This is a genomic window from Streptomyces sp. NPDC048636 (genome assembly GCF_040650655.1).
Taxonomy (GTDB): Bacteria; Actinomycetota; Actinomycetes; order Streptomycetales; family Streptomycetaceae; genus Streptomyces.
Genome location: NZ_JBEZHR010000004.1, coordinates 223,216 through 249,003, shown reverse-complemented (window position 1 = coordinate 249,003; position 25,788 = coordinate 223,216). Strand labels below are relative to the sequence as shown.

The 25,788-nt window shown below is 70.7% G+C and carries 25 protein-coding genes and 1 pseudogene; 14 read left to right on the top strand and 12 right to left on the bottom strand.

Going from position 1 to position 25,788, the window contains the following annotated elements:
* Window positions 1-90 precede the first annotated feature (90 nt).
* Window positions 91-1,020 carry a LysR family transcriptional regulator gene (locus AB0C66_RS13990; RefSeq protein WP_362436939.1) on the top strand — a complete coding sequence of 310 codons (930 nt, stop codon included), beginning with the start codon at window positions 91-93 and terminating at the stop codon, window positions 1,018-1,020.
* A gap of 5 nt (window positions 1,021-1,025) precedes the next feature.
* On the opposite strand, the gene AB0C66_RS13985 is transcribed toward AB0C66_RS13990, so the two are convergent.
* Together AB0C66_RS13985 and AB0C66_RS13980 are read right to left on the bottom strand one after the other, a co-directional pair.
* A complete protein-coding gene (locus AB0C66_RS13985; RefSeq protein WP_362436937.1) occupies window positions 1,026-2,306 on the bottom strand; it encodes a carboxylesterase family protein in 1,281 nt (426 codons plus the stop codon).
* Entirely contained in the window at window positions 2,303-3,634 is a 1,332-nt protein-coding gene (locus AB0C66_RS13980; protein ID WP_362436935.1) for an MFS transporter, read from the bottom strand. Before AB0C66_RS13980 ends, AB0C66_RS13985 begins: the two co-directional genes overlap by 4 nt.
* Window positions 3,635-3,870: 236 nt before the next feature.
* On the opposite strand from AB0C66_RS13980, the gene AB0C66_RS13975 reads away from it, so the two are divergent.
* The 5 genes from AB0C66_RS13975 (at window position 3,871) to AB0C66_RS13955 (ending at window position 8,230) form a co-directional block, all read left to right on the top strand.
* Complete coding sequence (locus AB0C66_RS13975) at window positions 3,871-5,343, top strand: 2-hydroxymuconic semialdehyde dehydrogenase (protein WP_362436933.1); 1,473 nt, start codon at window positions 3,871-3,873, stop codon at window positions 5,341-5,343.
* A gap of 174 nt (window positions 5,344-5,517) precedes the next feature.
* Window positions 5,518-6,282: a 4-oxalocrotonate decarboxylase gene (locus tag AB0C66_RS13970; RefSeq protein WP_362436931.1), complete on the top strand. Its 765-nt coding sequence runs from the start codon at window positions 5,518-5,520 to the stop codon at window positions 6,280-6,282.
* Window positions 6,282-6,716: a RidA family protein gene (locus tag AB0C66_RS13965; protein ID WP_362436929.1), complete on the top strand. Its 435-nt coding sequence runs from the start codon at window positions 6,282-6,284 to the stop codon at window positions 6,714-6,716. Before AB0C66_RS13970 ends, AB0C66_RS13965 begins: the two co-directional genes overlap by 1 nt.
* Window positions 6,713-7,234: a 3-hydroxyanthranilate 3,4-dioxygenase gene (locus AB0C66_RS13960; RefSeq protein ID WP_362436927.1), complete on the top strand. Its 522-nt coding sequence runs from the start codon at window positions 6,713-6,715 to the stop codon at window positions 7,232-7,234. Before AB0C66_RS13965 ends, AB0C66_RS13960 begins: the two co-directional genes overlap by 4 nt.
* Before the next feature lie 3 nt (window positions 7,235-7,237).
* A complete protein-coding gene (locus AB0C66_RS13955) occupies window positions 7,238-8,230 on the top strand; it encodes an amidohydrolase family protein (RefSeq protein ID WP_362436925.1) in 993 nt (330 codons plus the stop codon).
* Here the strand turns inward: AB0C66_RS13955 and AB0C66_RS13950 are convergent.
* Together AB0C66_RS13950 and AB0C66_RS13945 are read right to left on the bottom strand one after the other, a co-directional pair.
* Window positions 8,215-9,219 carry a LysR substrate-binding domain-containing protein gene (locus AB0C66_RS13950; RefSeq protein WP_362436923.1) on the bottom strand — a complete coding sequence of 335 codons (1,005 nt, stop codon included), beginning with the start codon at window positions 9,217-9,219 and terminating at the stop codon, window positions 8,215-8,217. The two genes, AB0C66_RS13955 and AB0C66_RS13950, sit on opposite strands and share 16 nt — an antisense overlap.
* 81 nt (window positions 9,220-9,300) lie before the next feature.
* Window positions 9,301-10,029 (bottom strand): IclR family transcriptional regulator, encoded by a 729-nt coding sequence (locus tag AB0C66_RS13945; protein ID WP_362437381.1) that lies wholly within the window; start codon window positions 10,027-10,029, stop codon window positions 9,301-9,303.
* Window positions 10,030-10,134: 105 nt separating this feature from the next.
* Here AB0C66_RS13945 and AB0C66_RS13940 point away from each other — a divergent pair, with 105 nt between their 5' ends.
* The 7 genes from AB0C66_RS13940 to AB0C66_RS13910 all read left to right on the top strand — a co-directional run bounded on the left by AB0C66_RS13940 (window position 10,135) and on the right by AB0C66_RS13910 (window position 17,706).
* Window positions 10,135-10,953 (top strand): fumarylacetoacetate hydrolase family protein, encoded by an 819-nt coding sequence (locus AB0C66_RS13940; protein ID WP_362436921.1) that lies wholly within the window; start codon window positions 10,135-10,137, stop codon window positions 10,951-10,953.
* A gap of 86 nt (window positions 10,954-11,039) precedes the next feature.
* On the top strand, window positions 11,040-12,002 hold the full coding sequence (locus AB0C66_RS13935; RefSeq protein WP_362437379.1) for an acetaldehyde dehydrogenase (acetylating): 963 nt from the start codon (window positions 11,040-11,042) through the stop codon (window positions 12,000-12,002).
* Complete coding sequence (dmpG, locus tag AB0C66_RS13930) at window positions 11,999-13,027, top strand: 4-hydroxy-2-oxovalerate aldolase (protein WP_362436919.1); 1,029 nt, start codon at window positions 11,999-12,001, stop codon at window positions 13,025-13,027. Before AB0C66_RS13935 ends, dmpG begins: the two co-directional genes overlap by 4 nt.
* Before the next feature lie 65 nt (window positions 13,028-13,092).
* Window positions 13,093-13,245, top strand: a complete 153-nt coding sequence (locus AB0C66_RS13925) for a hypothetical protein (RefSeq protein WP_362436917.1) — start codon at window positions 13,093-13,095, stop codon at window positions 13,243-13,245.
* Between the two features lie 391 nt (window positions 13,246-13,636).
* Window positions 13,637-14,602, top strand: coding sequence for a DMT family transporter (locus AB0C66_RS13920; RefSeq protein ID WP_362436915.1), 966 nt, complete (start codon window positions 13,637-13,639; stop codon window positions 14,600-14,602).
* Between the two features lie 133 nt (window positions 14,603-14,735).
* A complete protein-coding gene (locus AB0C66_RS13915; protein WP_362436913.1) occupies window positions 14,736-15,443 on the top strand; it encodes a GAF and ANTAR domain-containing protein in 708 nt (235 codons plus the stop codon).
* Window positions 15,444-15,537: 94 nt separating this feature from the next.
* Complete coding sequence (locus AB0C66_RS13910) at window positions 15,538-17,706, top strand: SpoIIE family protein phosphatase (RefSeq protein WP_362436911.1); 2,169 nt, start codon at window positions 15,538-15,540, stop codon at window positions 17,704-17,706.
* Here the strand turns inward: AB0C66_RS13910 and AB0C66_RS13905 are convergent.
* The 4 genes from AB0C66_RS13905 to AB0C66_RS13890 form a co-directional block, all read right to left on the bottom strand.
* The gene (locus tag AB0C66_RS13905; protein ID WP_362436909.1) at window positions 17,605-18,441 is read right to left on the bottom strand and encodes a carbohydrate ABC transporter permease; all 837 of its coding nucleotides are present in this window, start codon (window positions 18,439-18,441) and stop codon (window positions 17,605-17,607) included. The two genes, AB0C66_RS13910 and AB0C66_RS13905, sit on opposite strands and share 102 nt — an antisense overlap.
* A complete protein-coding gene (locus AB0C66_RS13900; RefSeq protein ID WP_362436907.1) occupies window positions 18,438-19,421 on the bottom strand; it encodes a sugar ABC transporter permease in 984 nt (327 codons plus the stop codon). Before AB0C66_RS13900 ends, AB0C66_RS13905 begins: the two co-directional genes overlap by 4 nt.
* A 2-nt stretch (window positions 19,422-19,423) precedes the next feature.
* Window positions 19,424-20,725 (bottom strand): sugar ABC transporter substrate-binding protein, encoded by a 1,302-nt coding sequence (locus tag AB0C66_RS13895; protein WP_362436905.1) that lies wholly within the window; start codon window positions 20,723-20,725, stop codon window positions 19,424-19,426.
* An 88-nt stretch (window positions 20,726-20,813) separates the two neighbouring features.
* A complete protein-coding gene (locus AB0C66_RS13890) occupies window positions 20,814-22,055 on the bottom strand; it encodes an aminotransferase class V-fold PLP-dependent enzyme (RefSeq protein WP_362436903.1) in 1,242 nt (413 codons plus the stop codon).
* 276 nt (window positions 22,056-22,331) lie between these two features.
* Here AB0C66_RS13890 and AB0C66_RS13885 point away from each other — a divergent pair, with 276 nt between their 5' ends.
* Window positions 22,332-23,033, top strand: a complete 702-nt coding sequence (locus AB0C66_RS13885; protein WP_362436901.1) for an FCD domain-containing protein — start codon at window positions 22,332-22,334, stop codon at window positions 23,031-23,033.
* A gap of 21 nt (window positions 23,034-23,054) precedes the next feature.
* On the opposite strand, the gene AB0C66_RS13880 is transcribed toward AB0C66_RS13885, so the two are convergent.
* The 4 genes and pseudogenes from AB0C66_RS13880 to pcaH all read right to left on the bottom strand — a co-directional run bounded on the left by AB0C66_RS13880 (window position 23,055) and on the right by pcaH (window position 25,786).
* Window positions 23,055-23,600 (bottom strand): PadR family transcriptional regulator, encoded by a 546-nt coding sequence (locus tag AB0C66_RS13880; RefSeq protein WP_362436899.1) that lies wholly within the window; start codon window positions 23,598-23,600, stop codon window positions 23,055-23,057.
* Between the two features lie 29 nt (window positions 23,601-23,629).
* Window positions 23,630-24,364 (bottom strand): annotated as a pseudogene (locus tag AB0C66_RS13875) (alpha/beta fold hydrolase); the annotation flags it as partial.
* 5 nt (window positions 24,365-24,369) lie between these two features.
* Window positions 24,370-25,011 carry a protocatechuate 3,4-dioxygenase subunit alpha gene (gene pcaG, locus AB0C66_RS13870; protein ID WP_362436897.1) on the bottom strand — a complete coding sequence of 214 codons (642 nt, stop codon included), beginning with the start codon at window positions 25,009-25,011 and terminating at the stop codon, window positions 24,370-24,372.
* Between the two features lies 1 nt (window position 25,012).
* Entirely contained in the window at window positions 25,013-25,786 is a 774-nt protein-coding gene (pcaH, locus tag AB0C66_RS13865) for a protocatechuate 3,4-dioxygenase subunit beta (protein WP_362436895.1), read from the bottom strand.
* Window positions 25,787-25,788 lie beyond the last annotated feature (2 nt).

The window sequence follows — 25,788 nt, the reverse complement described above, 5'->3', positions numbered from 1 at the left end:
CTTCGCGGTGTCCCGCTGTGTTCACAGCCTGCACCACCCGGCACCCATGCGTCCAAGGACAGAATCTTGTCGTATCGATAAGCTGAGCGCATGGCTACGCTGCGTCAGCTGGAGTACTTCATCGCGATCGCGGACGAGGGATCGTTCACCCGCGCCGCCGCCGGGCTGAACATCACCCAGCCCGGTCTCTCACACCAGTTCCAGGCGCTGGAGAAGGAGGTCGGTGGCCGTCTGGTGGAACGGCTGCCGCGCGGGGTCCGGCTGACCGCCGCCGGGCGGGCCATGCTGCCCTTGGCGCGCGCGGCCATCGCCGACGCGCGGCGTGCGATGACGGCGGCCCGCCGGGCCACGGGCCTCGCCTCCGGCGATCTCCAGCTGGCGACGTTGTACTCGATCAGCTACGGCGTCCTGCCCAAGGTCCTCGCCGCGTGGCGCGCCCGCCACCCGGATATGCGCATCACCCTCTTCGAGTACCAGCACATGAACGACCTGGCCGAGGCGATGAGCGAGGGCCAGGCCGACATCGCCATCGGCCCTCCGCCGGCGGCGTGGCAGGGAACCGTCCGCTACCTCGGCGCCGAGGAGTTCATCGTGGTCGCCTCGGACGACGACCGGCTGGTGGCGGAGGTCTCCGGGAGCTCCGTCCGCCTCGCGGACCTCGCCGATCGTGAATGGGTCCACTTCACACCCAGGAGTGGGCTCGCCGATGTCCTCGACCAGGCGTGCACCGCGTCCGGTTTCCGGCCCCGCGTCGCCGTACGCACCCAACAGGCCCCCTTCGCGGCCAACTTCGCCGCTTCCGGGATGGGGCTCTCACTCGTCCCGGGCAGCAACATTCCCGGTGACTTCACGGGTCGGCTGTTCCGGCCGGATCCGCCGATCCGCCGGACCCTCACCGCGTACACCCACAGCAGCCCGGACTCCGTCACCGGTGCCTTCCTCGACCTCGTCGCCGAGGAGTGCGAGCTGACCCCGGCACATGTCCGTGCCCGGATCGGCGGAACCGACCAGCCCGCATAGGTGATTCAGGCGGCACTGTGCGGACCGCGGAAGGGCCCCGTCGTGGTGAGCGGCGCATCCGGGAGGGCCCCGGCGTACGGGTCGGTGAGCGGGGCGGGGAGGGGGCCGGGGGTGCCCGTACGGACGAAGGAGATCCAGGCGCCACGGACCGCACGGCCGAGGGCGGCGATCTCGGGCCAGGGTGTGGAACCGAGCATCGGGGCCTGGTACCAGGCCCGCTCCTGCCCGAGCAGCAGCGGGAGTTCGACGCAGTGTGTGGCGCCCAGCCGGGTGCCGGGCGGACGCCAGTCGAGCCGGTAGGCATGGGTCCGGGCGCCCGCCCGCCGCAGCTCGGCGGCGAGCCGCGCCAGCGGCTCCCGGTAGCCGAGCCGGGTGCGTTCACACACCTCGGCGGGGTCGTCGCGGCCCGGCGGGAAGGCGGACATGTCATCGGCGTTCCATCCGTAGAACACGTCCGTACCGCGCACCCCCGGGTCGAGTCCGGTGCCGGGCAGCGCCGGAACCCCGGTGACCGGGGTGAACGGCGGTTCCAGCGTGCTGCCGGTGCGCTCCCGGTGGTCGGCGGCGGTGCGCGCCTGCACGGCGAGCAGGGCCGCGACGGGCGCCGTACGGGGGTCCGCGGCACCGATCCGGCGCAGATGGTCGGCGAAGACCCGGCCGGTCTCCGCCGCGTCCCGCACCGGGCGGGCCGCGATGGCGAGCGGTGCGCTCTGCAACACCACCCGCCGGAACAGCCCCCGCGCCATGGGCATGCGCATCAGCAGGACGGCGGAGAGGGCACCCGCCGACTGTCCGACGACGGTGACGTTCCCCGGGTCACCGCCGTACGCGGCGATATGGTCCTGGACCCAGCACAGCGCCGCCACTTGGTCGTACAGGCCGAGGTTGCCCTCGGACACACCGTCGAGGACCAGATAACCGAGCGCGCCCAGCCGGTAGTTGACGCTGACGACCACCAGCCCGCCCTCGGCGGCGAGCCGTCCGGCGTCGTACCAGGCACACAGTCCGGAGCCGCTGCTGAAGCCGCCACCGTGGAACCAGACCACCACCGGGTGCCCTCCGCCGCCGGTCCCGGGCGCGGTGACGGAGAGCTGGAGACAGTCCTCGTCCTGGGGGATCCGGTCGCGGGGCGGACCCATCACCGCGTCCAGCCGGGACGGGAGTTGCGGGCAGATCAGGGCATGTGGCGGGGTCCGCTCCCGCTCGGACACCGGCCGGGGGAGGCCGAACCGGCGGGCGGTGGCATAGCGGAGCGGACCGCTGCGCAGAACGGGGCCGCCGCTCACGCCTCTCCAGCGAATTCGGGCAGCCGGGCGGCGGCCCCGGCCTCCGGCCGCGGCTCGGGGACCGTACGGAACAGGGCCACCGCGCCGATCAGGCTCACCGCACAGATGGCCACGAGGTACCAGGTGACGCCGGTCGAGGAGGCATCCGGACCGAGCAGCGCGGTGGAGATCATCGGGGCGAGTCCACCGCCGAGGACGGCACCCGCCTGGAGGATCAGGGACGAACCGGAGTAGCGCACCCGGGCCGGGAAGGTGTCCGCGATGATGGCGCCCTGCACACAGTGCGTCACCGGGATGATCAGCCCCATGCCCGCGAGGGCGACCAGGGCGAGCGCCGGATTCCCGGTGTCGAGCAGCGGGAAGAAGACCCCGCACCAGACCAGGATGGCGGCGGACCCGGCGAGGAACATGGTGCGCCGTCCGTGCCGGTCGGCGACGGCGGTCCAGACCGGGATGGTGGCGAACCACAGCACCGCGGCCCCGCTCACCCCGAGGACCAGGAACTGCTTGTCGTAGCCCGCGTGCTGGCTGCCGTAGGACAGGGTGAACACCATGAACACGTAGGCGACGGCGGAGTTTGCCACCACCGCGAGCAGGGTCAGCGCGAGCCGTGGCAGACCCACCCGCATGGCGGCGGCGAGCGGGAAGCGGGCCACCTCGCCCTCTTCGCGTACACGGTCGAAGGACGGGGACTCCTCGATCCGCAGCCGTATCACCAGCCCCGCCGCCACCAGCACGATGCTGAGCAGGAACGGGACGCGCCATGCCCACGCGGTGAACGTGGCCTCCCCGGCGAGGGCGTTGGTGCCGAGGAAGGCGAGGTTGGCGACGATCAGACCGGCCGGGGTGCCCATCTGCGGGAAGCCCGCGTAGAGGTTGCGCCGTCCGGCGGGGGCGTGCTCCATCGACATCAGGGTGGCACCGGCCCCCTCGCCACCGAGCCCGATGCCCTGCACCACACGCAGGAGGACGAGGGAGACGGGGGCCCACAGCCCGATGGAGTCGTAGGTGGGGACCAGACCGATCAGGGTGGAGCCCAGGCCCATCAGGAGCAGCGAGACGACGAGGGTCGCACGGCGGCCGACCCGGTCGCCGAAGTGTCCGAAGACGAGTCCGCCCAAGGGCCGGGCGATGAACCCGACGGCGAGCGTGGCGAAGGAGGCGAGGGTACCGGCGGTGGGGCTGAGGGAGGGGAAGAACTGCTTGTTGAAGATGAGAGCGGCGGCCGTGCCGTAGAGGAAGAAGTCGTACCACTCCAGTGTGGTGCCGACGAGGGTGGCGATCGCCGTCCTGCTCGCGACGCCCCCTGCGGGCCGTGCTGTGCTCATGGGGAGACCTCTCGGTGGCGGCGGGGGGTGCGGTGTGTATCGCTGGATCCTGATGGCACGGCACAGGGCGCACAAATACCGAACCAGGGCGCCGCCATAGCGGTTTCGCTATAGCGGGCGGCCGAGGACCCGCCACCGGGGCCCCGCCCGGCGGAAAGACGCCATGCGGAAATGGGTATAGCGGGCCGCGAGAAGGTCATTTGTCACGCATGGCCGCGGGTTCCAGGGTGGGAGCCATGACGGCACCCACCCCGCGCTGGATCAGCAATTTCGTCGATGGACACTTCGTCGAGCCCGATGAACGGCAGGGCTTCGACGCCATCGACCCGGCCACCGGCCTCGTCCACGCCCGTGTCCACGAGGCCGGCGCGCCGCTGGTGGACCGCGCGGTGCGGGCGGCCCGGCGCGCGGTGCCCGGCTGGTCGGCCACTCCGGTGCGGGAGCGCACCGAGGTCCTGCGGCGGGCGGCCGCGCTGATCGAGGAGCGCTTCGAGGAGTTCGTCGCGGCCGAGGTCGCGGACACCGGCAAGCCCGTCACCCAGGCCCGCGAACTGGATGTGGCCCGCGCCGTCGCCAACTTCCGCACCTTCGCGGACGTGGTCGCCGCGGCCGGCCAGGAGTCGTTCATGACCGACCTGCCCGGTGGACGGCAGGCCCTCAACTACGCGGTGCGCAAGCCGCTCGGCGTGGTCGCGGTCATCGTCCCGTGGAATCTGCCGCTGCTGCTGCTCACCTGGAAGGTGGCCCCGGCCCTGGCCTGCGGCAACGCCGTGGTGGTGAAGCCGAGCGAGGAGACGCCGGGCACCGCCGCGCTGCTCGCCGAAGTGCTGGCCGACGCGGGACTGCCGGCCGGCGCCTACAACGTGGTGCATGGGTTCGGGTCCGGTTCGGCCGGCGAACACCTCACCGCCCACCCGGGGATCGACGGTGTCACCTTCACCGGCTCCTCGGCGACCGGTGCCCAGGTCATGCGGACCGTGGCACCCCGGGTGCGCCCGGTCTCCTTCGAACTGGGCGGCAAGAACGCGGCGGTGGTCTTCGCCGACGCCGACCTCGATGAGGCCCTCGACGGGCTGACCCGCTCGGTGTTCGCCAACACCGGGCAGGTCTGCCTCTGCACCGAGCGGGTCTACGTCCAGCGGGCCGTCTTCGCCGATATCGCCGACGGGCTGGCCGAACGGGCCCGCGCGCTGCGGCTGGGCCGCCCCGCCGACGCGGCCACCACCACCGGCCCGCTGATCTCCCAGGCCCACCGCGAGAAGGTGCGCGGCTACGCGGCGCTGGCCGAACAGGCGGGCGCGACGGTCCTCACCGGTGGCGGCGTCCCCGCACTGGGCGACGGGCTGGACGGCGGCTCCTGGTTCGAACCGACCCTCTGGACCGGGCTGGACAACACCGCCCGGCCGGTACGCGAGGAGGTCTTCGGCCCGGTCGCCGCGCTGATCCCGTTCGACACCGAGGAGGAGGCCGTGGCGCTCGCCAACGACACCGCGTACGGGCTGGCCGCCTCGGTGTGGACGCGGGACCTGCGGCGCGGCCACCGGGTGGCCCAGGCGATGGAGGTCGGGGTGGCGTGGGTCAACACCTGGTTCCTGCGCGACCTGCGCTCGCCCTTCGGCGGGATGGGCCTCTCCGGTCTGGGCCGCGAGGGCGGTGACGCGTCGCTGCATTTCTACACCGAGCCCACCAATGTCTGCGTCCAGCTATGACCCCCCGGCGCGGGTCCGCGCCGGAACCCACCCGGGACAGAGACCGGCCGCCGCCTCGACGGACGGACGGCAACGAGGAGCGATCGTGGAGATGACCGCACAACAGGCCCCGCGCCGACGGGCCGTGGGACGGACCCCCGCCCGTCCCGTCGGCGGCTCCCGGGGAGGCGCCCGGTGATCACCGAGGAGACCACAGCGGCCCTGGCCGACCGGCTGGACACCGCGCGGACCACCCGGACCGCCACCCCCAGCCTGGCCGACACCCACTCCCTGCACGTCGACGACGCGTACGCCGTCCAGCGGGCGCTGGTCGCCCGGCGGCGAGCCCGCGGGGAACGGCTCACCGGGGTCAAGCTGGGCTTCACCAGCGAGGCCAAGATGGCGCAGATGGGTGTCAGTGAGGTCATCGTCGGCCGCCTCACCGACGCCATGCGGGTGGCCGACGACGGGGACCTCGCGCTCGCCGGGCTGATCCACCCCAAGGTCGAACCGGAGATCGCCTACCGGCTCGGCTACGACGTGGACCCCGGGGACCCGACGTCCTTCCTGGTGGGGGCCGTCGACGCGGTGGCTCCCGCACTGGAGATCATCGACTCCCGCTACCGCGACTTCCGCTTCACCTACGAGGACGTGATCGCCGACAACACCTCGGCCGCCGCCTATGTCCTCGGCCCCTGGAGCCCACCGCAGGACCTCGGCGACCGGAAGGTCCTGCTGACCAGTGGTGTGCAGGAGGCCACCGGTTCCACCTCGGCGATCCTCGGCGACCCCGTCCGGGCGCTGCACGCGCTGCGGGACATCTGCCACCGGCGGATGATCCCGCTGCGCGCCGGAGAGGTGATCCTCGCCGGAGCGGCCACCGCCGCGCTGCCGCTCGTCGCCGGGACCACCCGCGCCGAGGTCGCGGGGCTCGGCAGCGTCACGGTGCGGGGGGTGTGATGGACGGGGCACGCGTCGTCCCCGGGAAGGCCACTCCCCGGGGCCGCTTCCCGCATCTGCGCCGGGCGGGAGACTTCGTCTACGTCTCGGGCACCAGCTCGCGGCGTCCGGACAATACGTTCGCCGGGGTCCGCACCGATGAGATGGGCACCACCGACCTCGATATCCGGGCGCAGACCCGGGCGGTCATCGAGAACATCCGCGACATCCTCGCCGACGTGGGCGCCGACCTCACCCATCTGGTCCAGCTGACCAGCTACTTGGTCTCCATGAACGACTTCGGCGGCTACAACGAGGTGTACGGCGAGTACTTCGACGAAGGCGGTCCCACCCGGACCACCGTCGCCGTGCACCAGCTGCCCCATCCCCACCTGCTGATCGAGATCCAGGCCGTGGCCCATGTGCCGGATGCGGCCACGAAGGAGTCCTCATGACCGATATCCCCGCCGTGATCGACTTCCAGGGCTGGATCGCCGACCACGCCCATCTGCTCAAGCCCCCGGTCAACAACCGGACCATGGCGCTCGGCGACGACTTCATCGTGCAGATCGTCGGTGGCCCGAACCAGCGCACCGACTTCCACCTCGACCCGTACGAGGAGTGGTTCTTCCAGGTCAAGGGCGATATGCACGTCAACCTGATGACCGATGACGGCCCGCACACCGTACATATCCCGGAGGGCTCGTGCTGGCTGCTGCCGGGCAATGTCCCGCACTCCCCGCAGCGGCCCGACCCGGACTCGGTGGGCCTGGTCATCGAGCGGGTCCGGGAGGAGGGCACCCTGGAGAAGTTCCTCTGGTACTGCCCCGCTTGCAGCGCGCCGGTGCACGAGGTGGAGCTCCAGGTCCGGGACATCGTGGCCGATCTGCCGCCGGTCTTCTCGGGGTTCTACCGCGATGAGAAGGCCCGTACCTGCCCCGCCTGCGGCGCCCTGCACCCCGGGAAGGGCTGAGCGGTGGCGGACCTGATCGACGTCCACACCCACTACGTCCCGCACGGCTGGCCGGACCTCTCCACGCTGGGCGGGCCCGAAGCCCCGTGGCTGCGGGTCGAGTCCGAGTCCGAGGCCATGATCATGGCGGGGGCGAAGGAGTTCCGCCGTATCCAGGCGGACTGCTGGGACGCCGGACTCCGGCTGCGTGACATGGACGACGACGGGGTGGCCATCCAGGTGGTCTCGCCCACCCCGGCGTTCTTCTCCTACGGGAGCGGCGGCGCCGAGGCGGCGAAGATCGCGCGGATCTTCAACGACCTGGCGCTGGAGATCGTCGCCCCGGCCCCCACCCGGCTCCTGCCGTTCTGCCAGGTGCCCCTCCAGGACCCCGACGCCGCCTGCCGCGAGCTGGAGCGCTGTGTCGCGGACGGACACCGGGGCGTCGAGATCGGCAACCACGTCGGCGACCAGGACCTGGACAGCGCCGGAGTGGTCACCTTCCTCCAGCACTGCGCGGCGCTGGATATGCCGGTCTTCGTACACCCCTGGGACATGGACAGCTCGCCCCGGCTGGACCGGTGGATGGCGCGGTGGCTGACCGCGATGCCCGCCGAAACACATCTGTCGATCCTGGCCATGGTGCTGGGCGGGGTCTTCGACCGGGTCGACGAGCGGCTGCGGATCTGCTTCGCGCACGGCGGCGGCTCGTTCGCCTTCTGGCTGGGCCGTATGGAGAACGCCTGGTACGGGCGGAACGACGTGATCGGCACCTCGGAACACCCGCCCTCGCACTATCTGGACCGCTTCTACGTCGACTCGGTGGTCTTCGACGACCGGGCGCTGCGGCTGCTGGTGGACACCGTCGGCGAGGACCGGGTGATGGTCGGCAGCGACTACCCCTATCCGCTGGGCGAACGTCCGGTGGGCGCGGTGGTCGGCAAGAGCGGCTTCCTCTCCGCGCGGGCCCGGCGCAAGATCGAGCGCGGTAACGCCGAGCGCTACCTGGGGCTGTGACGTTCCCCCGGTCCGCCGTGCCCCGTCCCGTCCGGACCGGGCTCCTGAGCCCCCGGCGGGCGGCCCGCGCCGGACATCCCCGCGGCGGCCTCCTCCAGGCTCCGGGTCATCGCCCGTGCCGACGGGCTCAGCGTGCGGGTGGCCGAGGCGGTCACCCCCACGCTGTGCCCGACGGCCTCCAGCGGGACCGGCAGCTGCGCCAGCCTGCTGTCGTCACGCACCAGGAGCGCGGGCAGCGCGGCCACCACATCCGTGTCCAGCAGGAGTTGACGTACGGTCAAGAAGGAGGTGGTCTCCACCCGGTTCTCCGGCAGGCCGAGCCCGTGCCGGGCGAACAGCGCCTCCACCTCGCCGCGCAGTGCGGTCTGCGGACCGGGCAGGATCCATGGGTAGGTCACCAGGTCGGCGAACCGGATCCCGGGCGTCCCGACGAGCGGATGGCCGGCCCGTACCGTCAGCTCGATGGACTCCTCGTAGAGCGGACGCCGCATCAGCCCTTCGCCGGAAGGCGCGGTCAGCCGGCCCACCACCAGGTCGATACGGCCCGCCTCCAGCTCCAGCAGCAGTTCCTCGGGGGAGGCCTCGCGCACGATCACGGTCAGATACGGGTGGTCGCGCTTCAGCGCGGCGATGGCCCGCGGCAGCAGGATGTTCGACCCGGCCAGATGGGAGCCGACCACCACCGTCCCGCGGTCCGCCTCGGCCAGCTCCACCACATGCCGCCCGGCCTGGATGAGCTGTGCCAGCACCGCCCGCGCGTGCTGGGTGAACGCCTCGCCGAAGACCGTCGGGGTCACCCCGCGCGGGCCGCGCTCGTACAGCTCGACACCGAGGATGTCCTCCACCTCGTGCAGACTGCGGGTGGCGGCGGGCTGGGTCACATGCAGTTCGGCGGCGGCGCTGACGACCGTGCCCTGCCGCGAGAGGGCGTCCACCAGCAGCAGATGACGTACCTTGAGCCGGCCGTCGAACAGGCGGGGCATCTCCACGCCACGACAGTAGCCGACTCCCCGGAACCCCCTGCCACCCAGCGCCGCGCGCGCCCGCCCCGAGCCCCGGTCAGGTGCCGGTCAGCTGCTGGCTCCGTCGCGCAGGACGCGGGAGAGACCGAGAGCGGCCGTACGGACGGCGGGAGCGAGCCGCGCCGCGCTGAACCGCTCCCGCGGCACCGCCACCGAGAGCGCGGCCACCACCGTCCCCCGGGCGAACACCGGCGCGGCGATGCAGCTGACCCCCGGAGTGGCTTCCTCCTCCTCGTAGGCGAGCCCGGCGACTTGGGCCTTCTCCAGCGCCGAGCGCAGCAGCGCCGGGTCGGTGATCGAGCGGGGCGTGAGGCTGGGCAGCGGGTGGGACAGCACCTCCCCGGTCAGCTCCGGCCCGGAGAAGGCGAGCAGCGCCTTGCCCACCCCGGTGCAGCTCAGCGGCAGACTGCCGCCGATGCGGGAGGGCAGCCGCAGCGCGTCATGGCCGTGGATGCGCTCCAGGTACACCACGTCGAGACCCTCGCGGACGCCCAGGTGGACCGTCTCCCGGGTGGCCTCGAAGAGGTCCTGGAGGAACGGCAGCGCCGTCTCGCGCAGATCGCGCCGCCGGGGCACCCGCGAACCCAGCTCGAAGAGTTTCGCCCCGAGCCGGTACCGGTTCCCGGTGCGCTCCAGCCACCCGAGCCGGACCAGCTCGGCGGCGAGCCGGTGCACGGTCGGCTTGGCCAGCCCGGTCTTCTCGCAGAGTTCCGACAGGCGGTACAACTCCTGTTCCGGAGCGAAGCAATCAAGGATTTCCGCCGCTTTGTCCATCATGTTCCCGGCGCGATTGTTCCGTGTCACGGAACAAACTTTGCCGCGACGGCCGAGCGCTGTCTATACCGGAACCCGTCGCCGTTCCCCTCTCCCGGAGCCCGCCCCATGACCTCACCCCCCGACTCCACCGCACTCACCCCTGTTGTCCAGGCCGCCGACGCCCTCGAGCGGGCCGCCCGCACCCTGATGCCCTGCCCGCCGGTGCGCACCCTCTTCGACGAGGGCGACATCGACTCCGCCTACGCGGTCCAGCGGTTCACCGTCCTCCGCGCGCTGGCCGAGGGCCGCCGGAGCTCCGGCCGCAAGATCGGGCTGACCTCCCCGGCCGTACAGCGCCAGCTCGGCGTGGACCAGCCCGACTTCGGCACCCTCTTCGCCGATATGGCGGTCCCCGGCGGTGTGGTCCCGGCCGGACTGCTGCTCCAGCCCAAGGTGGAGGCCGAGGTCGCGCTGGTCCTCGAGAGGGATCTGCCGCAGCACATCTGCACCCCGCGGGATGTGCTCCGCGCGGTGGCGTACGCGCTCCCCGCGCTGGAGATCGTCGACAGCCGGGTGAAGGACTGGGACATCTCCATCGTCGACACCGTCGCCGACAACGCCTCCTGCGGCCTCTACGTCCTCGGGGACCGTCCGGTCCCGCTCGGCGCCCTCGACCTGAGCACGGTCACCATGACCCTGGAGCGCTCCGGTGCCACCGTCTCCCGAGGGACCGGCGCCGACTGTCTGGGCAGCCCCCTCGCCGCCGCGGCCTGGCTGGCCTCGACCCTGGCCCGGCGGGGCGACCCGCTGCGCGCCGGGGAAACGCTGCTGACCGGTGCGCTCGGCCCGATGGTCCCCGCCGCCCCCGGCGATGCGTTCGAAGCCCATATATCCCATGTGGGCTCGGTTCGGGTCCGGTTCGCCGCCGAAGGAGAAAGCCGATGAGCCCGCACACCCCGTTGAGCCCGGACACCCCGATGGGCCCGGACACCCCGATGGGCCCGCACACCCCGATGGGCCCGCACACCCCGATGGGCCGGGACACCGCCGCCCGCACCAAGGTCGCCGTCATCGGCTCCGGCAACATCGGCACCGACCTGATGATCAAGGTGCTAAGGCTCTCCGAGAGCCTGGAGATCACCGCGATGGCGGGCATCGACCCCGGCTCCGACGGTCTGGCCCGCGCCCGCCGCCTCAAGGTCGCCACCACCCACGATGGTGTCGACGGCCTTGTCGCCATGGACGAGTTCACCGATGTGGAGATCGTCTTCGACGCCACCTCGGCCGGTGCCCACCACCGCCACGACCAGGTGCTCCGCCCCCTGGGCCGGACCCTCGTCGACCTGACCCCGGCCGCCCTCGGCCCCTATGTGGTCCCCCCGGTCAACGGCACCGCCCACCTCGACGCCCCCAACGTCAACATGGTCACGTGCGGCGGCCAGGCCACCATCCCGGTCGTGGCCGCGATCGCCGCCGTCACCCCCGTGCACTACGGCGAGATCGTCGCCTCCATCGCCTCCCGCTCCGCCGGACCCGGCACCCGCGCCAATATCGACGAGTTCACCGAGACCACCTCGCGCGCCGTCGAACAGGTCGGCGGCGCCGCCCGGGGCAAGGCGATCATCATCCTCAACCCGGCCGAACCCCCGCTGATCATGCGGGACACCGTGCACTGTCTGATCTCCGAGTGCGCCACCGAGGAGGTCACCGCCTCCGTCGAGGAGATGGCCGAGCGGGTACGGCGTTACGTCCCCGGATACCGGCTCAAGCAGCGGGTGCAGTTCGACCGGGTGGCCGACGACGACCCGCTGCGCACGCTGCTGCCGCCCGGCGCCACCGGCCCCGCGCTGCGTGTCTCCGTCTTCCTCGAGGTCGAGGGCGCCGCCCACTACCTCCCGGCCTACGCCGGCAACCTCGACATCATGACCTCGGCCGCACTGCGTACCGCCGAACGCGTCGCCGCCCACCGCAACACCCAGGGGGAGCCCCGATGACCACCGCCGACACCGCCCGGCCCGGCCCGCTGCTCATCCAGGACGTCACCCTGCGGGACGGTATGCACGCCATTCGGCACCGGTACACCGTCGACCAGGCCCGCGCCATCGCCACCGCCCTGGACGCGGCCGGGGTCGGCGCCATCGAGATCGCCCACGGCGACGGGCTCTCCGGCTCCAGCATCAACTACGGCATCGGCGCGCATACGGACTGGGAGTGGATCGAGGCCGTCACCGACAGCGCCCGGCACGCGGTCCCCACCACGCTGCTGCTCCCCGGTATCGGCACCGTCCACGACCTGAGGCAGGCCCATGCCCTCGGCATCCGCTCGGTCCGTATCGCCACCCACTGCACCGAGGCCGATATCTCCGCCCAGCACATCCACGCCGCCCGCGAACTGGGCATGGACGTCGCCGGGTTCCTGATGATGTCCCATATGGCGGAACCCGCCGAACTCGCCCGCCAGGCCAAGCTGATGGAGTCCTACGGCGCCCGGTGCGTCTATGTCACGGACTCCGGCGGCCGGCTCACGATGGACGGGGTCCGCGACCGCTTCCGCGCCTACCGCGACGTCCTCGACCCGGCCACCGAGCTGGGCATCCACGCCCACCACAACCTCACCCTGGGCGTCGCCAACTCCCTCGTCGCCGTGGAGCACGGCGCCGTCCGCGTCGACGCCTCCCTCGCCGGTCAGGGCGCCGGTGCGGGCAACTGCCCCCTGGAGGCCTTCGTCGCCGTCGCCGACCTGATGGGGTGGGAACACGGCTGCGACCTCTTCCCCCTGATGGACGCCGCCGACGACCTGGTCCGCCCGCTCCAGGACCGCGAGGTCCGCGTCGACCGCGAAACCCTCAGCCTCGGCTACGCCGGGGTCTACTCCAGCTTCCTGCGCCACGCCGAGACCGCCGCGATCCGCCACGGCCTGGACACCCGCTCCCTCCTCGTCGAGGTCGGCCGCCGGGGCATGGTCGGCGGCCAGGAGGACATGATCACCGATGTCGCCCTTGACCTGGAGGCCAGGTGAAGCCGGAAGACGAGGGGAATGAACATGCGTTCACGCGTGCGTACTTCTTGTCGTATATTGAGCGAATGAGCTCACGTGACCTGGAGCCCCGGCCTCCGCTCAGACTGGTCGACAAGATAGACCATGTGCTGGCGGTACTACTGATCATCGGTATGGCCTTCGGGTTGTTCTGGCTTGTCTCAGGCCTGGCGTCGTCCTACATCGGCCTCTTCACCTAGGGCGACAGCGCACCGAGTCCGGTGGACGGCCTCCTCCGCCATCTGTCCAGTGGCCGGAGAGCGGGCGCGGCGCTGCCGCAGGCCCGCGCACCGCACCGCCAACTGCCGCCGTGCGAAGCCCTCGTGGCGGCGGCACCTGCCCGGCTTCCGGGGCCCTCGATCTCAGCCTCGGCGTCATGACGGCACGGCACACGAGTCCATCTCCCCACGCCGCGCGCGGCGTCCCGGGTTCTTATTGTCGAGTCATTCAGTAACGCTTGATGATTCTTTTCTCGGCTACGCGCCCCTGACCTGGTTCGACCATGCTTATTGACTAACTCGTCAGTCAATAAATACGCTACGGCGGACATGGTGGACCGGTAGCGGCTACGCACAGCAAGGGGGGAATCTCATGACCATCGCGCAGCGGGCGGGGACGGGTCGGCGAGTGGCCATGGCGGCCCTGGTCTGTGCCGCTGCCGTATGGGGCTGGAGCTATATCGCGACGGTCTGGCTCCTGGCCGAGATGAACACGGCGAGCCTGGTGGCCGTGCGCTTTGTGCTGGCCGGTCTGATCATGCTGGCCGCGCGGCCCCGGGCGGTGTGGTCGCTGGGGCGCCGGGACACCCTCGTCGGGTTGGCGCTCGCGCTGTGCCTGGGAGCCGGAACGGTGTTGCAGGTCGAGGGGCAGCACTCTCTACCTGCCTCCGAGTCCGGCTTCCTGACCTCGCTGTTCGTCGTCCTGGCACCACTGGTGGCGTGGTCGCTGTTCGGGACGAGGGTGAGCCGGGGCGTATGGGGAGGGGTGGTGGCCGCGATGGCCGGACTCGCCGTGATCTCCTTCAACGGCGTCTCGTTGAGCCTGGGCAGCTGGCTCACGCTCACCAGCGCGCTCTGCTACGCGACACAGATGGCGCTTCTGTCGGAGCACTCCTCCGCCGACAAGGTCTACGGTCTGGCCACGCTGCAAATTCTGGGCACGGGGGTGATGGCCGCGTGCTGGGCGGTGCCGACCGGGCTCGACCTGCCCGACACCCCGGCGGGCTGGGGCTGGATCGTCTACTTGACCCTGTTGGCGACGATCGGCATGTACGGGGCACAGACCTGGGCGCAGAGCCGGGTCAGCGCCGCCAGCGCGGCTGTGGTGATGGCCTGCGAGCCACTGTTCGTGGCGATGTTCAGTGTGCTCATCGGGGCTACGCTCACGAATCGGACGATGATCGGCGGTGCGCTGATCCTGGTGGCGATGGCCGTGGTCATCGTCAGCGAGCGCCAGGCGCCGCCCCTCGTCGTCGCCGAGCCGGGCGAGCCGGGCGAGCCGGGCGTCTCGCTACCCTGCGCGGGGCCGGCCGGGCAGCGCATGGCCTCCCGCTGCTGATCGGATCCCGGCGCCCCGCCGCTCCGGCCGTGTGAGGGACGGTGGCGTGCCCCGGCCCGGGGGAGCGGCGCCGTATGGAAGGCTGATGGCCGCCCCGAGCGGCGGCGGAGGAGACCAGAGCGGAAGAGGTGCCATGGGCGAGCGGCGCACATGGGAAGAGCTGGCGGTGGCGGTGGCGGAGATGTCGCGGACACTGCTGGCGCAGCCCTCGGTGCAGAGCACTCTCGATGAGATCGTCCGGCACGCCGTGAGCCTGGTCGAGGGGTGTGAGAACGCGGGCGTGCTCGTGCTGGAGGGCCGGGAGAGCGTGCGGACGCTGGCGGCCAGCAGCGATCTGGTGCACCAGTCCGACAAGGCTCAGGAGGAGGCGGGGGAGGGCCCCTGTTTCGACGCGGCCCGCACACTGCACGAGGCGTACCGCATCGAGGATCTGACCACGAGCGAGTCGCGCTGGCCCCGCTATGCCCCTCGGGCCCGGGAGTTGGGGGTCGGCAGCATGATGGGCTTCCTCCTGTTCACCGAGGAGGGCACGTTGGGAGCGCTGGACATGTACTCCTCGCGGCCCGGTGTCTTCACCGCCGGCTCCGAGAACACCGGCTGGATCCTCGCTTCTCATGCGGCGGTCGCCTTCTCCAGCGCCCGTAGCACCGCCCAGTTGCACACCGCGATGGAGACCCGCAATGAGATCGGTGAGGCGCTCGGCATCATCATGGAGCGGTTCAAGGTCTCGGAGGACCAGGCGTTCGAGGTGCTGAAGAAGAGTTCGCAGGACCAGAACATCAAGCTGCGGCAGGTCGCCCACGCCGTCGTCACCACCGGCCGGATCCCCGGAGCGCGGTAGCCGCCCCGCTCAGCAGGGTGAGCGAAATATCCGCTTTGTGAACTATTATTCTCTTGTGTGATGGGGCAATGTCGAGGGACTTCATTGAGTAACCATGCCGACACCGTCGGGAACGGATGGTTCAACGCCTCACAGCCTCGCCGTCGTCCGGGCGCTGCTCGCCCGGCAGGACGCGGGGCTGGTCATCACCGACGGTTCGCTGCGTGTGCTCCGGTCCAATATCGGTCCTGAGATGTTCGGCGGTGGGGGTGTGCCACCCGGCAGCCGCTTCCACGAGTTCTTCGCGGCCCACCACGCCGCGGAAGTGGAGCGTCAGTTGCGGCGCGTCGCCCAGGGAGGCGGTGTGCTGTCGGGCTGGGAGGTTCCCGGGCCCGCCGCCGTCACCGGGTCCCGGCCGAGTGTCCTGTCCATGTGGGCCACGCAGTTGGTGGACGATGAGGGGCGGCCCCTGGGGCTGGTGGTGAACCTGATCGATGTCTCGGAAGAGCATCACGGGCGACACCGTCTGGAGCTGCTCTACCGGGCGGCGGATCAGATCGGCAGCTCGCTGGACGTCCAGCGCACCGCACAGGATCTCGTCGACCTGCTCGTCCCGTCGCTCGGTGAGTACGCCATGGTCCTGCTGGCCGAATCCGTGCTCGCGGGTGGGGAGGCGCCCGACCGTCCCGGGATCGGGCGGCACCATCTGCGGTGTGCCGCCGTGCGGGCTCGGCACACCTGGCCGGACACGCTGATCGCGCCGGGTGAGCAACTGCCCTCGCTGCCGGAGTCACCACGCGTCCTCTCCGTCATGCAGGAGGGCAACGCCGTCGTGACCGACACTCATCAACTCAGGCTGACGATCGGCGAGAGATCGCGTCTTGCCACCGCCCTGATTCCCACCGACGGAAACTCATCGGTCATCGCTCCGCTGTTCGCTCGCGGCCGGGCGCTGGGAAGCATCCTGTTGTGGCGGACTCAGGAAGATCCCCAGTTCGGGGTGGAGGACGCACGGCTGGTGTACGAGATCACCTCCCGGGCGGCGCTGAGTGTGGACAACGCACGCCGCTTCACCAGGGAGCACCGTGCCGCCGTCGCCCTCCAGCGCAGTCTGCTGCCGCCGCCCTCCACCGAGACCACCGCCGCGAGGACCGCGGGGGTCTACCAACCGGCGAGCAGCGGAACCAGCATCGGCGGGGACTGGTTCGATGTCATTCCGCTGTCCTCGCTGCGCGTCGCCCTGGTGGTGGGAGATGTGGTGGGGCACGGCCTGCGGTCCGCCGCCACGATGGGCAGGCTGCGTACCGGCATCCGGACGGTGGCCGGTATGGATCTCGCCCCCGACGAACTGCTGACCCATCTCGACGACCTCGTGCAGCAGCTGATCGCGGAGGCTGCCGGAGCCCAGCAGATGGGTATCGGCGCCACCTGCCTCTACGCCGTCTACGACCCGGTGCTGCGTCGCTGCGCGCTCGCCAGCGCCGGGCACCCGCCGCCCCTTCTGGTGGCGCCGGACGGGACGGCCGAGTTCCTCGAAGTGGCCCCCGGACCTCCCCTGGGCGTCGGGGGGATGCCGTTCGAGATGACCGAGGTCGAGGTGGCGCCGGGCAGTCTGCTCGTCCTGTTCACGGACGGATTGCTCGAGGCCGAGGACGCCGATGTGGCCATCGGCATGGAGCGGCTGAAGGCCGCCGTCACCGACCGGCGCCCCCTCGACGGCGATCTGGCGGGTGCCGCCGCCCGGATCGTCGACCAGCTGTCGCCTTCGACGTCCCGGGACGACAGGACGCTGTTGCTGGCCCGTACCGCCGCCGTGGCCGCCGCCGACACCGCGTGCTGGCGGTTTCCGGCGGACCCGGAAGTCGTCGCGCGGGCCCGTGAACACACCGTCGACCAGCTCGCCGCCTGGGGAATGGAGGACCTGTCCTTTGTCGCCGAACTCGTCGTGAGCGAACTCGTCACCAACGCCGTCCGGTACGCCGGTGGTCCGATCGAGGTCCGGCTCATCCGTGACCGCATCCTGATCTGCGAGGTCTCCGACCCCAGCAACACCCAGCCGCGGCTTCGCCGGGCCCGCTCCACGGACGAGGGAGGGCGTGGCCTGTTCCTGGTGGCGCAGCTCACCACCCGTTGGGGCTGCCGCTACGGCCCCGAAGGGAAGACGATCTGGACCGAACAGGACTCAGCCCTTCACGGCGCCCGAGGTGAGCCCCTGGACGATATGGCGGCTGGCGAAGGCGAACAACAGCATCGTGGGCAGGATGGTGAACACGGCCGCCGCTGACATCGCACCCCAGTCGATGTTGAAGCTGGAGATGAACCCGTTGAGCGCCGTGGGGACGGTTTTGTTGCTGTCGCTGTTGAGCAGCGTGACCGACAGGAAGAGCTCGTTCCAGCAGTTGACGAAGTTGAAGATGAACGCGGCGACGATGCCCGGTTTCATCACCGGAAGCAGCACCCGGAACAGGGCTCCGAACCGCGACAGCCCGTCGATCATGGCCGCCTCCTCCAGGGCGTCCGGGATGTTCTCGAAGAAACCGCGGAGCATCACCGTGCAGAACGGGATGCACACGGCGATGTAGACGAGGATGAGCCCGAGCCGGTTGTCCACCAGCTGGAGGTCGGTCATCAGCAGGTACAGCGGACCCAGTGCGATGAAGGACGGAATCATCTGGGTGACCAGGGCGGCCATCAGCAGCGCCGACTTGGTGCGGAACTCGAAGCGCGCCAGTACGTACGCGGACAGCATGGAGATCGCGGTGGCGACGCCGCCGGCGACGGTGGCGACGATGAGGCTGTTCCCGAGGTAGGTCCCGAAGTCCGCCTTGCCGAACAGCCCGCTGTAGTTCTCCAGGGAGAAGTGCTCGGGCCAATAGGCGATCGGGAAGGCGAAGATGTCGCCGGGCGCCTTGAGCGAGGTGATGGTGATCCAGTAGAGCGGGAACACGGTGAACGCCAGCCACAGCCCCAGAAAGGCGAACCGTGCGGTCCGCCCGGCCGCGGACGCCTTGCCGATCATGACTTCACCCCTCGCTTCTCGCGCGTGGCCAGCAGGAAGAAGACCGCGAACACCAGCAGGGTGGCGACGACGAGGAGGCCGAGCGCGGAGGCCCTGCCGTAGTCGCCCTGCTGAGTGATCTTGATCATCCAGGTGGTCACGATCTGTGTCTCGTTGTTGGGTCCGCCGCCGGTCATGCCGAAGATCAGGTCGGGGAAGTTGAAGATCCAGATGACCCGCAGCAGCACGGTGAGCGCCAGCGTGGTGCGGATGTAGGGGATGGTGATCTGGAAGAGCGTGCGCGCCTTGCTCGCGCCGTCCAGCGCCGCCGCCTCGTACAGCTCGTCGGGGATCGACTGGAGCGCGGCGAGGATCATGATGGCGAAGAAGGTGACTCCGTACCAGATGTTGGCGATCAGTACGGCGACCATCGCCATCTTCGGATCGGCCAGCCAGGCGATGGGCTCGTCGATGAGTCCGGCCTTCTGCAGCAGGTCGTTGACCACGCCGAACTCACTGTTGAACATCCACCGGAAGAGGATGCCGATGAGGAACCCCGAGATCGCCCAGGGGAAGAAGACCAGCGCCTGGTAGAGGCCGCGGAAGCGGAAGCGGCGGCGCAGCCACAGGGCGAGCGCGAAGCCGATCACCAGCTGGGGCACGATCGAACCGAACACCCACAGGGCGGAGTTGCTCAGGACCGTGCCCCAGATGGGGTCGCCGAAGACATCACGGAAGTTCTTCAGACCCACCCATGAGGTGTCCGTCAGATCCGTGAGCTTCCAGTTGCGGAAGGCCATCTGGCTGCCGGCGACCATCGGGTAGTAGGTGAAGACGGCCACGAACACGGCGGCCGGTGCCATGAAGGCGGCGATCAGCAGCCCGCGGCGGGTGGTGAACTCCGGCCGCCGACGGCCGCGTGCCGATCCCGGGGCGGGCGGGGCACCCCGCCGGGCGGCGTCGCCCCGCCTCGCCTTGGTGATTGCGGAGGTGGCGGGCATCTCTACTTCTCCCGCTGCCACTTCTTGGTCCAGTACCCGTCCCACCCGGCCAGCAGTTCCTTGGGCGTCAGCTTGCCGAGCACCATCTTCTGCACATCGGCGTCGGCCTTCTGCTCCCACTCGGTCCACCAGGCCACACCGCGCGGCTGACTCACATTGAGGTAGGTGTCCGGGTGCTCGGTCATGGTGACGTAGCTGGCCCAGGGGCCGGTCTTGTAGAACGGGTCGTCGATGGCCGACTTGAGGATCGGGACCAGGCTGTTCTTCTTGGTGAAGGACGTCGACGCCTTGCCCTGGGAGAGGAATTGCACCAGCTTGAGGGCCTCGGCCTTGTGTCCGCTGCCGTCCGCGATCCCCCAACCGGCGGTGGCGAGCGGCTGGACGGTCTTCCCTCCGGGCCCGGCCACCAGCGGTGCGGTGTCCCACTGGTTCTTCTCCAGCGACTTGGACTCCGAGACGGTGGCGATCACTTCGGGGTCCTGGAGCAGAAAGCCCGTGGAGCCGTTGGAGAAGCCCTCGACCATCTCCGGATAGCCCCAGGAGACGGAGGACTTGGGGGACGCCTCCTTGAAGAGCTTCAGATAGGTCTTGAGCGCGTTCTGTGCTTCGGGCGCGGAGAAGATGGTCTTGCCGTTGGTGAGCTTGTAGCCATTGGCGGCGTCGATCTTGTCGGCGACATACGCCTCGATCACGGCGGTGGCGTTGCTGTTGGCGTTGGCGCCGCCGCGGAAGGCGTAGCCGTACCGCCGCTTCGCCGGGTCATGGATGGCGGTGGCCTGTTCCAGCAGTTCGTCCCAGGTGGCCGGCGGCTTGCTGAAGCCGGCCTCCTTGATCAGGTCGGTGCGGTAGAAGAGGCTCAGCCCGTAGAAGCCGTACGGCACGAAGTAGGTCTTGCCCTTGGTGTCCTCGGCGGCCTTGACGGCGTTCTCCGTCATGGCCTGCCAGCCCTTCCAGCCCCCCAGGTCCTTCTTCATGTCGTGGAGCCAGCCGTTGTTCGACCACGGGCCGACGGTGATGTCCCGCACCTCGAGGACGTCGACGCCGCTGCCGGACTGGAGCATCTGCTGGATCTTCTGGTCGGCCTGCTCGGTGGGCGGTGAGATCAGATTGACCTTGATCTTGGGATTCCGCTCTTCGAAGTCGGCTATGAGCTCCTTGAGCAGATCGCTGCGGGCCGGGTTGGTCAGGCTCTCGACCATATTGAGGGTGACCGTTCCGTTCTCACCGGGGCTCATGGTGGAACAGCTGGTCAGGACCATGGTGGCGGCTGCGCCGAGGGCGAGAGCTGCCGTCCTTCTGTTCATCGTGCCGACCTCTTCCTTGGATGACGGCCGCGCTGGCAGCGGCTTTCGGCTCTGGGGGACGGGGGGTTGGGCGGGCGCCCGGGTGGCGCTACGTCGTGCCGCGGCGCCCGCGGGCCGAAGCGGCCCACGCACCGAGGACGGGGACACAGGACTCGGCGAAGTACTCGTAGTCGGCGGCCGTGTTGTAGATGTGCGCGGACAGCCGCATATACCCGACGCCGCCGAAACTGGTGAAGGCCGCCTCCACGCCCAGCTCCCCGGCGACCCGGTCGCGCAGGGCGTCGGCCTCCTCGCGGCTGGCGGCCAGCCCCGGGGGCAGCCGCACCAGCCGCATACCGGGCACCGGCATGCCGACGTCGACGGTGCCGCCGACACCGGTCAGCGCGGCGAACGCGGAGCCGACGACCCGCTCGGCGTAGTCGGCCAGTTCGTCCATATAGCGGCGGGCGGTCTCCCAGCCCCAGGTGTGCTCGATGAAGTCGAGCGCCGTCGGTGCCGCGAGATAGCCGGTGGCGTCCAGCGTGCCCTGCTGGTCGAACCGGTCGGGGTACGGATCGGTGGCGCTCCATGAGTCGATCAGCGGGTGGAGCTCCGTACGCAGCGGGCCGCGGGCGACCAGCGCCGCGGTGCCACGCGGCGCACAGCCCCACTTGTGCAGATTGCCGACCCAGAAGTCGCACACCACACCGGAGAGCGGGGCGGCGATCAGCCCCGGCGCGTGCGCACCGTCCACCAGCAGGGGGATACCGCGCCGTCGGGCCTCGGCGCCGATCCGGGCCACCGGCATCCGGCGTGCGGTCACGGAGGTGATGTGGTCGAGGACGAGGAGACCGGTGGCCTCGCTCAACTCGGCCACCACCGCCTCGTACGCCCGCTCCTCGTCGGCCTCCAGCGGCACCCGGGCGGTGCGCACCCGGCCGCCCCAGCGGCGCGCCAGCCGCTCGGCCCCCATGGTGACGGCTCCGTAGCCGTGGTCGGTGACGACGATCTCCCCGCCGGGACACGGGTCGAGCGCGGCGTAGACGGTGCTGACGCCCGCGCTCGCGTTCGGCACCAGGGCCAGGTCAGCGGGGGCGACCCGCAGGAAGGCGGCGAGTGCGACCCGGGCGTCGGCCACCCGCCGCGGCAGGGCCGGGAACCACACCACGGGGGAGCGGTCCATCTCCTCCCGCAACTGGTTCTGCCGCTCCTGCGCCACAAGGGGAACCGCTCCGAACGAACCGTGGTTGAGATGGCGCAGGGCGGGGTCGAGCGACCAGGCCCGGGCGGCGGGCCGGCCATCGGCCAGCAGCAGCGGGCGCGGCGCGGTGGTGACCTCGGTCTCGCTCACATGACTCCCCCTCCACAGGGCCCACTGCCGCGGAGACAGCAGACCGTGACCAGGACATGTATGATGACTCCGCATGCTGGCACAACGTTCTGGGGCAAACAAGGGGCGTGCACGGGATAGTCATCAGATGAATTCCCATCGATATCGGTAGGACATCTGATGACTCCGATGACTGGCGCGGATGACCGGCTCCGATGACGGCCACCACCGCCGGATCGCTACAGTGCACCCGAGGCCGGTCGGCGAGGCCGCCCGGTCCGGTCAGGGAGGACTCGGATGTCAGCAGTCGACAAGGCGTTCCACGGCCTACGGCACATGATCGCGTCGGGGCGCCTCGGCGCGGGCGAGCGCATCCCGCCCGAAGCGGACCTCTGTGAGGAACTCGGTGTCTCGCGGGGGTCGTTGCGCGAGGCCGTGCGGATGCTCGCCGCCCTGGGAGTGATCGAGCCGCGCCATGGCTCCGGTACCTTCGTCTCCCCGCTCAGGCCCGAGGACATCATCGGCAGCCTCTCGCTGACGCTCGAACTGCTGCCGCTGACCGGCCTGTTGGAGGTCTATGAGATCCGGCGGGTGCTCGAGGCCCATATAGCGGCGAAGGCCGCCGCCCGCGCCACCCCGGAGGCGGTGGAAACGCTCTTCTCGCTCATCGACGCCATGGCGGCCACCGAGGACCCCACCGAGGCATCCGAGCTCGACCACCGCTTCCACGCCGAGATCGCCCGGATCGGCGGCAATCCGACCCTTGTCTCGCTGCTCGCCGTCTTCCGCGCCCGGTCCCGTAAGTACCAGGTCTTCAACCTCCCCGACGGCCCCGAGATGCGCCGCAAGAGCGACGAGGACCACCGGGTGCTGGCCCAGGCCATCGCCGACCGGGACCCGGGCGCCGCGGCCGGCGCGGCCGAGGCCCATGTCGCCCAGACCGAGCGGTGGCTGCGCGCCTATATGCCGCCCATCGAGGAGAACCCCCTCACCGGCTGAGCGCCGGCGTCCCGGCGGGGCCTACTCGCGCAGATTCGTCAGCGCCCGGTCCAGCCAATCGATCCAGAACCGCTCCATGTCGATACCGGCCTGGAGCACGAGGTGGCGCAGGCGATCGGGTTCCGCGGCGCCCTCCCTGGGCTCGGGGAAATCACGCTCCTCGATCTCCTCGTACTCCGACAGCTGGTGCCGGTGGAGTACGCGGTGGCGTTCCAGCTCGGCCACCAGAGCCCCTCCGGAGCCCGCCCCGAGAACGGCGGCCGCGCGCAGCCGCAGCAGCAGCGGTTCGCGGGCGGGTCTGGGGTCATCGTCGAGCGCCACCCACGCCGTCAGCTCCGCACGCCCCGCGGCCAGCACCTCGTACTCCTTGCGCTGCCCCTGGGCAGGGCGTTCCGCCGGGATGGCGCGGATCAGGCCACCGTCTTCCAGGCGCGCCAGCTCACGGTAGATCTGCTGATGAGTCGCCGTCCAGAAGAAGCCGATGGACCGGTCGAACCTGCGGGTCAGCTCCAGTCCGGAGGAGGGGCGTTCCAGCAGGGCGGAGAGGATCGCGTGCTTCAGGGACATGGCGGAATCCTAGGAGCGCCGGGCGCCGGGAAGTGTGCGCGCAGCGCGCCCAGTACGTCGCCCGGCTGCTCGGCGACCGCCAGGTGCGAGGCGTTCGCCAGCTCGAGGAGCACCGCCCCCGGTACGGCGTCCGCGATCTCCCGGGAGTGCGCGGACGGTGTGGCGGGGTCCTCTCGGCCGGCCACCACCAGCGTCGGCGCGGTGATCGACGGCAGTTCCTCGCGCAGATCGAAGACGGCGAGCGCCTCACAGCAGGCCGCGTACGCCTCCGGGGCGGTCCGGCGCAGATCGTCGACGAGCCCCGGGTCGGTGAAGCCGGGGGTGAACCAGCGCGCGGGCGCGGCCTCGGCGATCGGACCGATGCCCGACCTCCGTACCAGCGCCGCCCGTTCCCGCCAGGGGCCGGGCGGGCCGAAGTGCGCCGAGGAGCAGAGGACGGCGAGCCGGTCGACCCGCTCCGGATGGTGTACGGCCAGCCACAGGCCGACCGCACCGCCGAGTGACACCCCGGCGTAGTGGAAGCGGTCCAGACCCAGTGCGTCGGCCAGCGCGAGGACCAGGGAGCCCAGATCGGCGACGGTCGCCCCGGGGCCGATCAGCTCGGCGGGCGAGCCGCCGTGCCCCGGCAGATCCCATCGGACGGTACGGAAGGACGTGCTCAACCCGGGCGCGACCGCGTCCCACAGGGCGGACGACACGCCCAGCGACGAGCCGAGGAGCAGGGCGGGCCCGGTGGCCGGGCCGTCGGAGCGGTGGTGGAGCATGCCGGTCACAGGAACTCCAGGAACACGGTTTCCGCCGCACCCTGCAACCGGATGTCGAACCGATAGCTCCCCGCTGGCTCCCCCATGGCCAACAGTGTCGCACGGCGCTCGGGTGCGAGGGAGGCGAGCAGCGGGTCGGTGGCCGCACCATCGTCGCCGCCTTCGCCCGGCTCCTCCGGCAGAAACACCGGCAGATACACCCGGGTGAAGAGATGACGGGTGAGACCGCGGGCGAAGACACAGACGCTCAGGTACGGGGCGCCGCGCCCGCGGGCGCCGGGCCGCAGGGTACGGAGCGCCCAGTGGCCGTCCGCGTCCGTCGGGACCCGGCCGAACCCGGTGAAGCGGATGCCGTCGCGGCCGAGGAAGCCACCGGTCACCGGGTCGCGGCGCAACGAGCCGGTGGCACACGGCGGTTCACCGTCCGGACCGGGGCCCCAGAACTCCAGGAGCGCGTCCGGGACCGGAGCTCCCGCGCCGTCCAGGACACGGCCGTGGACGGTGATCGTGTCGGGGTGTCCCGCCGGGGCAACGTCCGCGCCGCCGGGGAACGGCAGGGCGTAGCCGTAGAACGGGCCGATCGTGTGGGCGGGGGTGGGGAGCACGGGCGTCGGCGTCATGGCGGTGGTGTCGGTGGTGTCGGCCATGTCAGCGGCCTTCCTCGATCCAGGTGGCGGTGGGCCCGTCCAGCACGATGTCCCAGTGGAAGCCCAGGGACCACTGCGGTTTCGACAGATCGTGGTCGTAGCGGGCCACCAGCCGCTGCCGGGCCTTCTCGTCGGTGACGGACTGGAGGATGGGGTCACGGGCGAAGAGCGGGTCGCCCGGGAAGTACATCTGTGTGATGAGCCGCTGGGTGAACGCGGACCCGAAGAGCGAGAAGTGGATATGCGCGGGCCGCCAGGCGTTGGTGTGATTCCGCCACGGATAGGCGCCGGGTTTGATCGTGGTGAAGGTGTATCCGCCGTCGTCGTCGGTCAACGTCCGCCCCACACCGGTGAAGTGGGGATCGAGCGGCGCCGGATGCTGGTCGCGCTGGTGGGCGTAGCGCCCGGAGGCGTTGGCCTGCCAGATCTCGATCAGCTGCCCCCTTACCGGCCTGCCGGTACGGTCGAGCAGCCGCCCGCTCACGGTGATGCGCTCGCCCAGCGGCTCACCGCGGTGCTGGCGGGTGAGGTCGTGGTCGAGCTCGGTGACATCGGTCCCGCCGAAGGCGGGCGAGGCCAGTTCAACGGCGTCCGGGTCCTGCCGTACGGCCAGGGGGACCAGTGGCTGCCGCGGGTGGCGCAGTGCGCTCGACCGGTAGGGAGGGTAGTCCCGCAGCGGATGATGAGCGTGGGGCGCGCCCGCGGCGACGGACTGCTCATACGCCTCCCGCTCCCGTGCCATCTGGCGGTCGATCTCGGCCTGTGTGGGTGCCATCC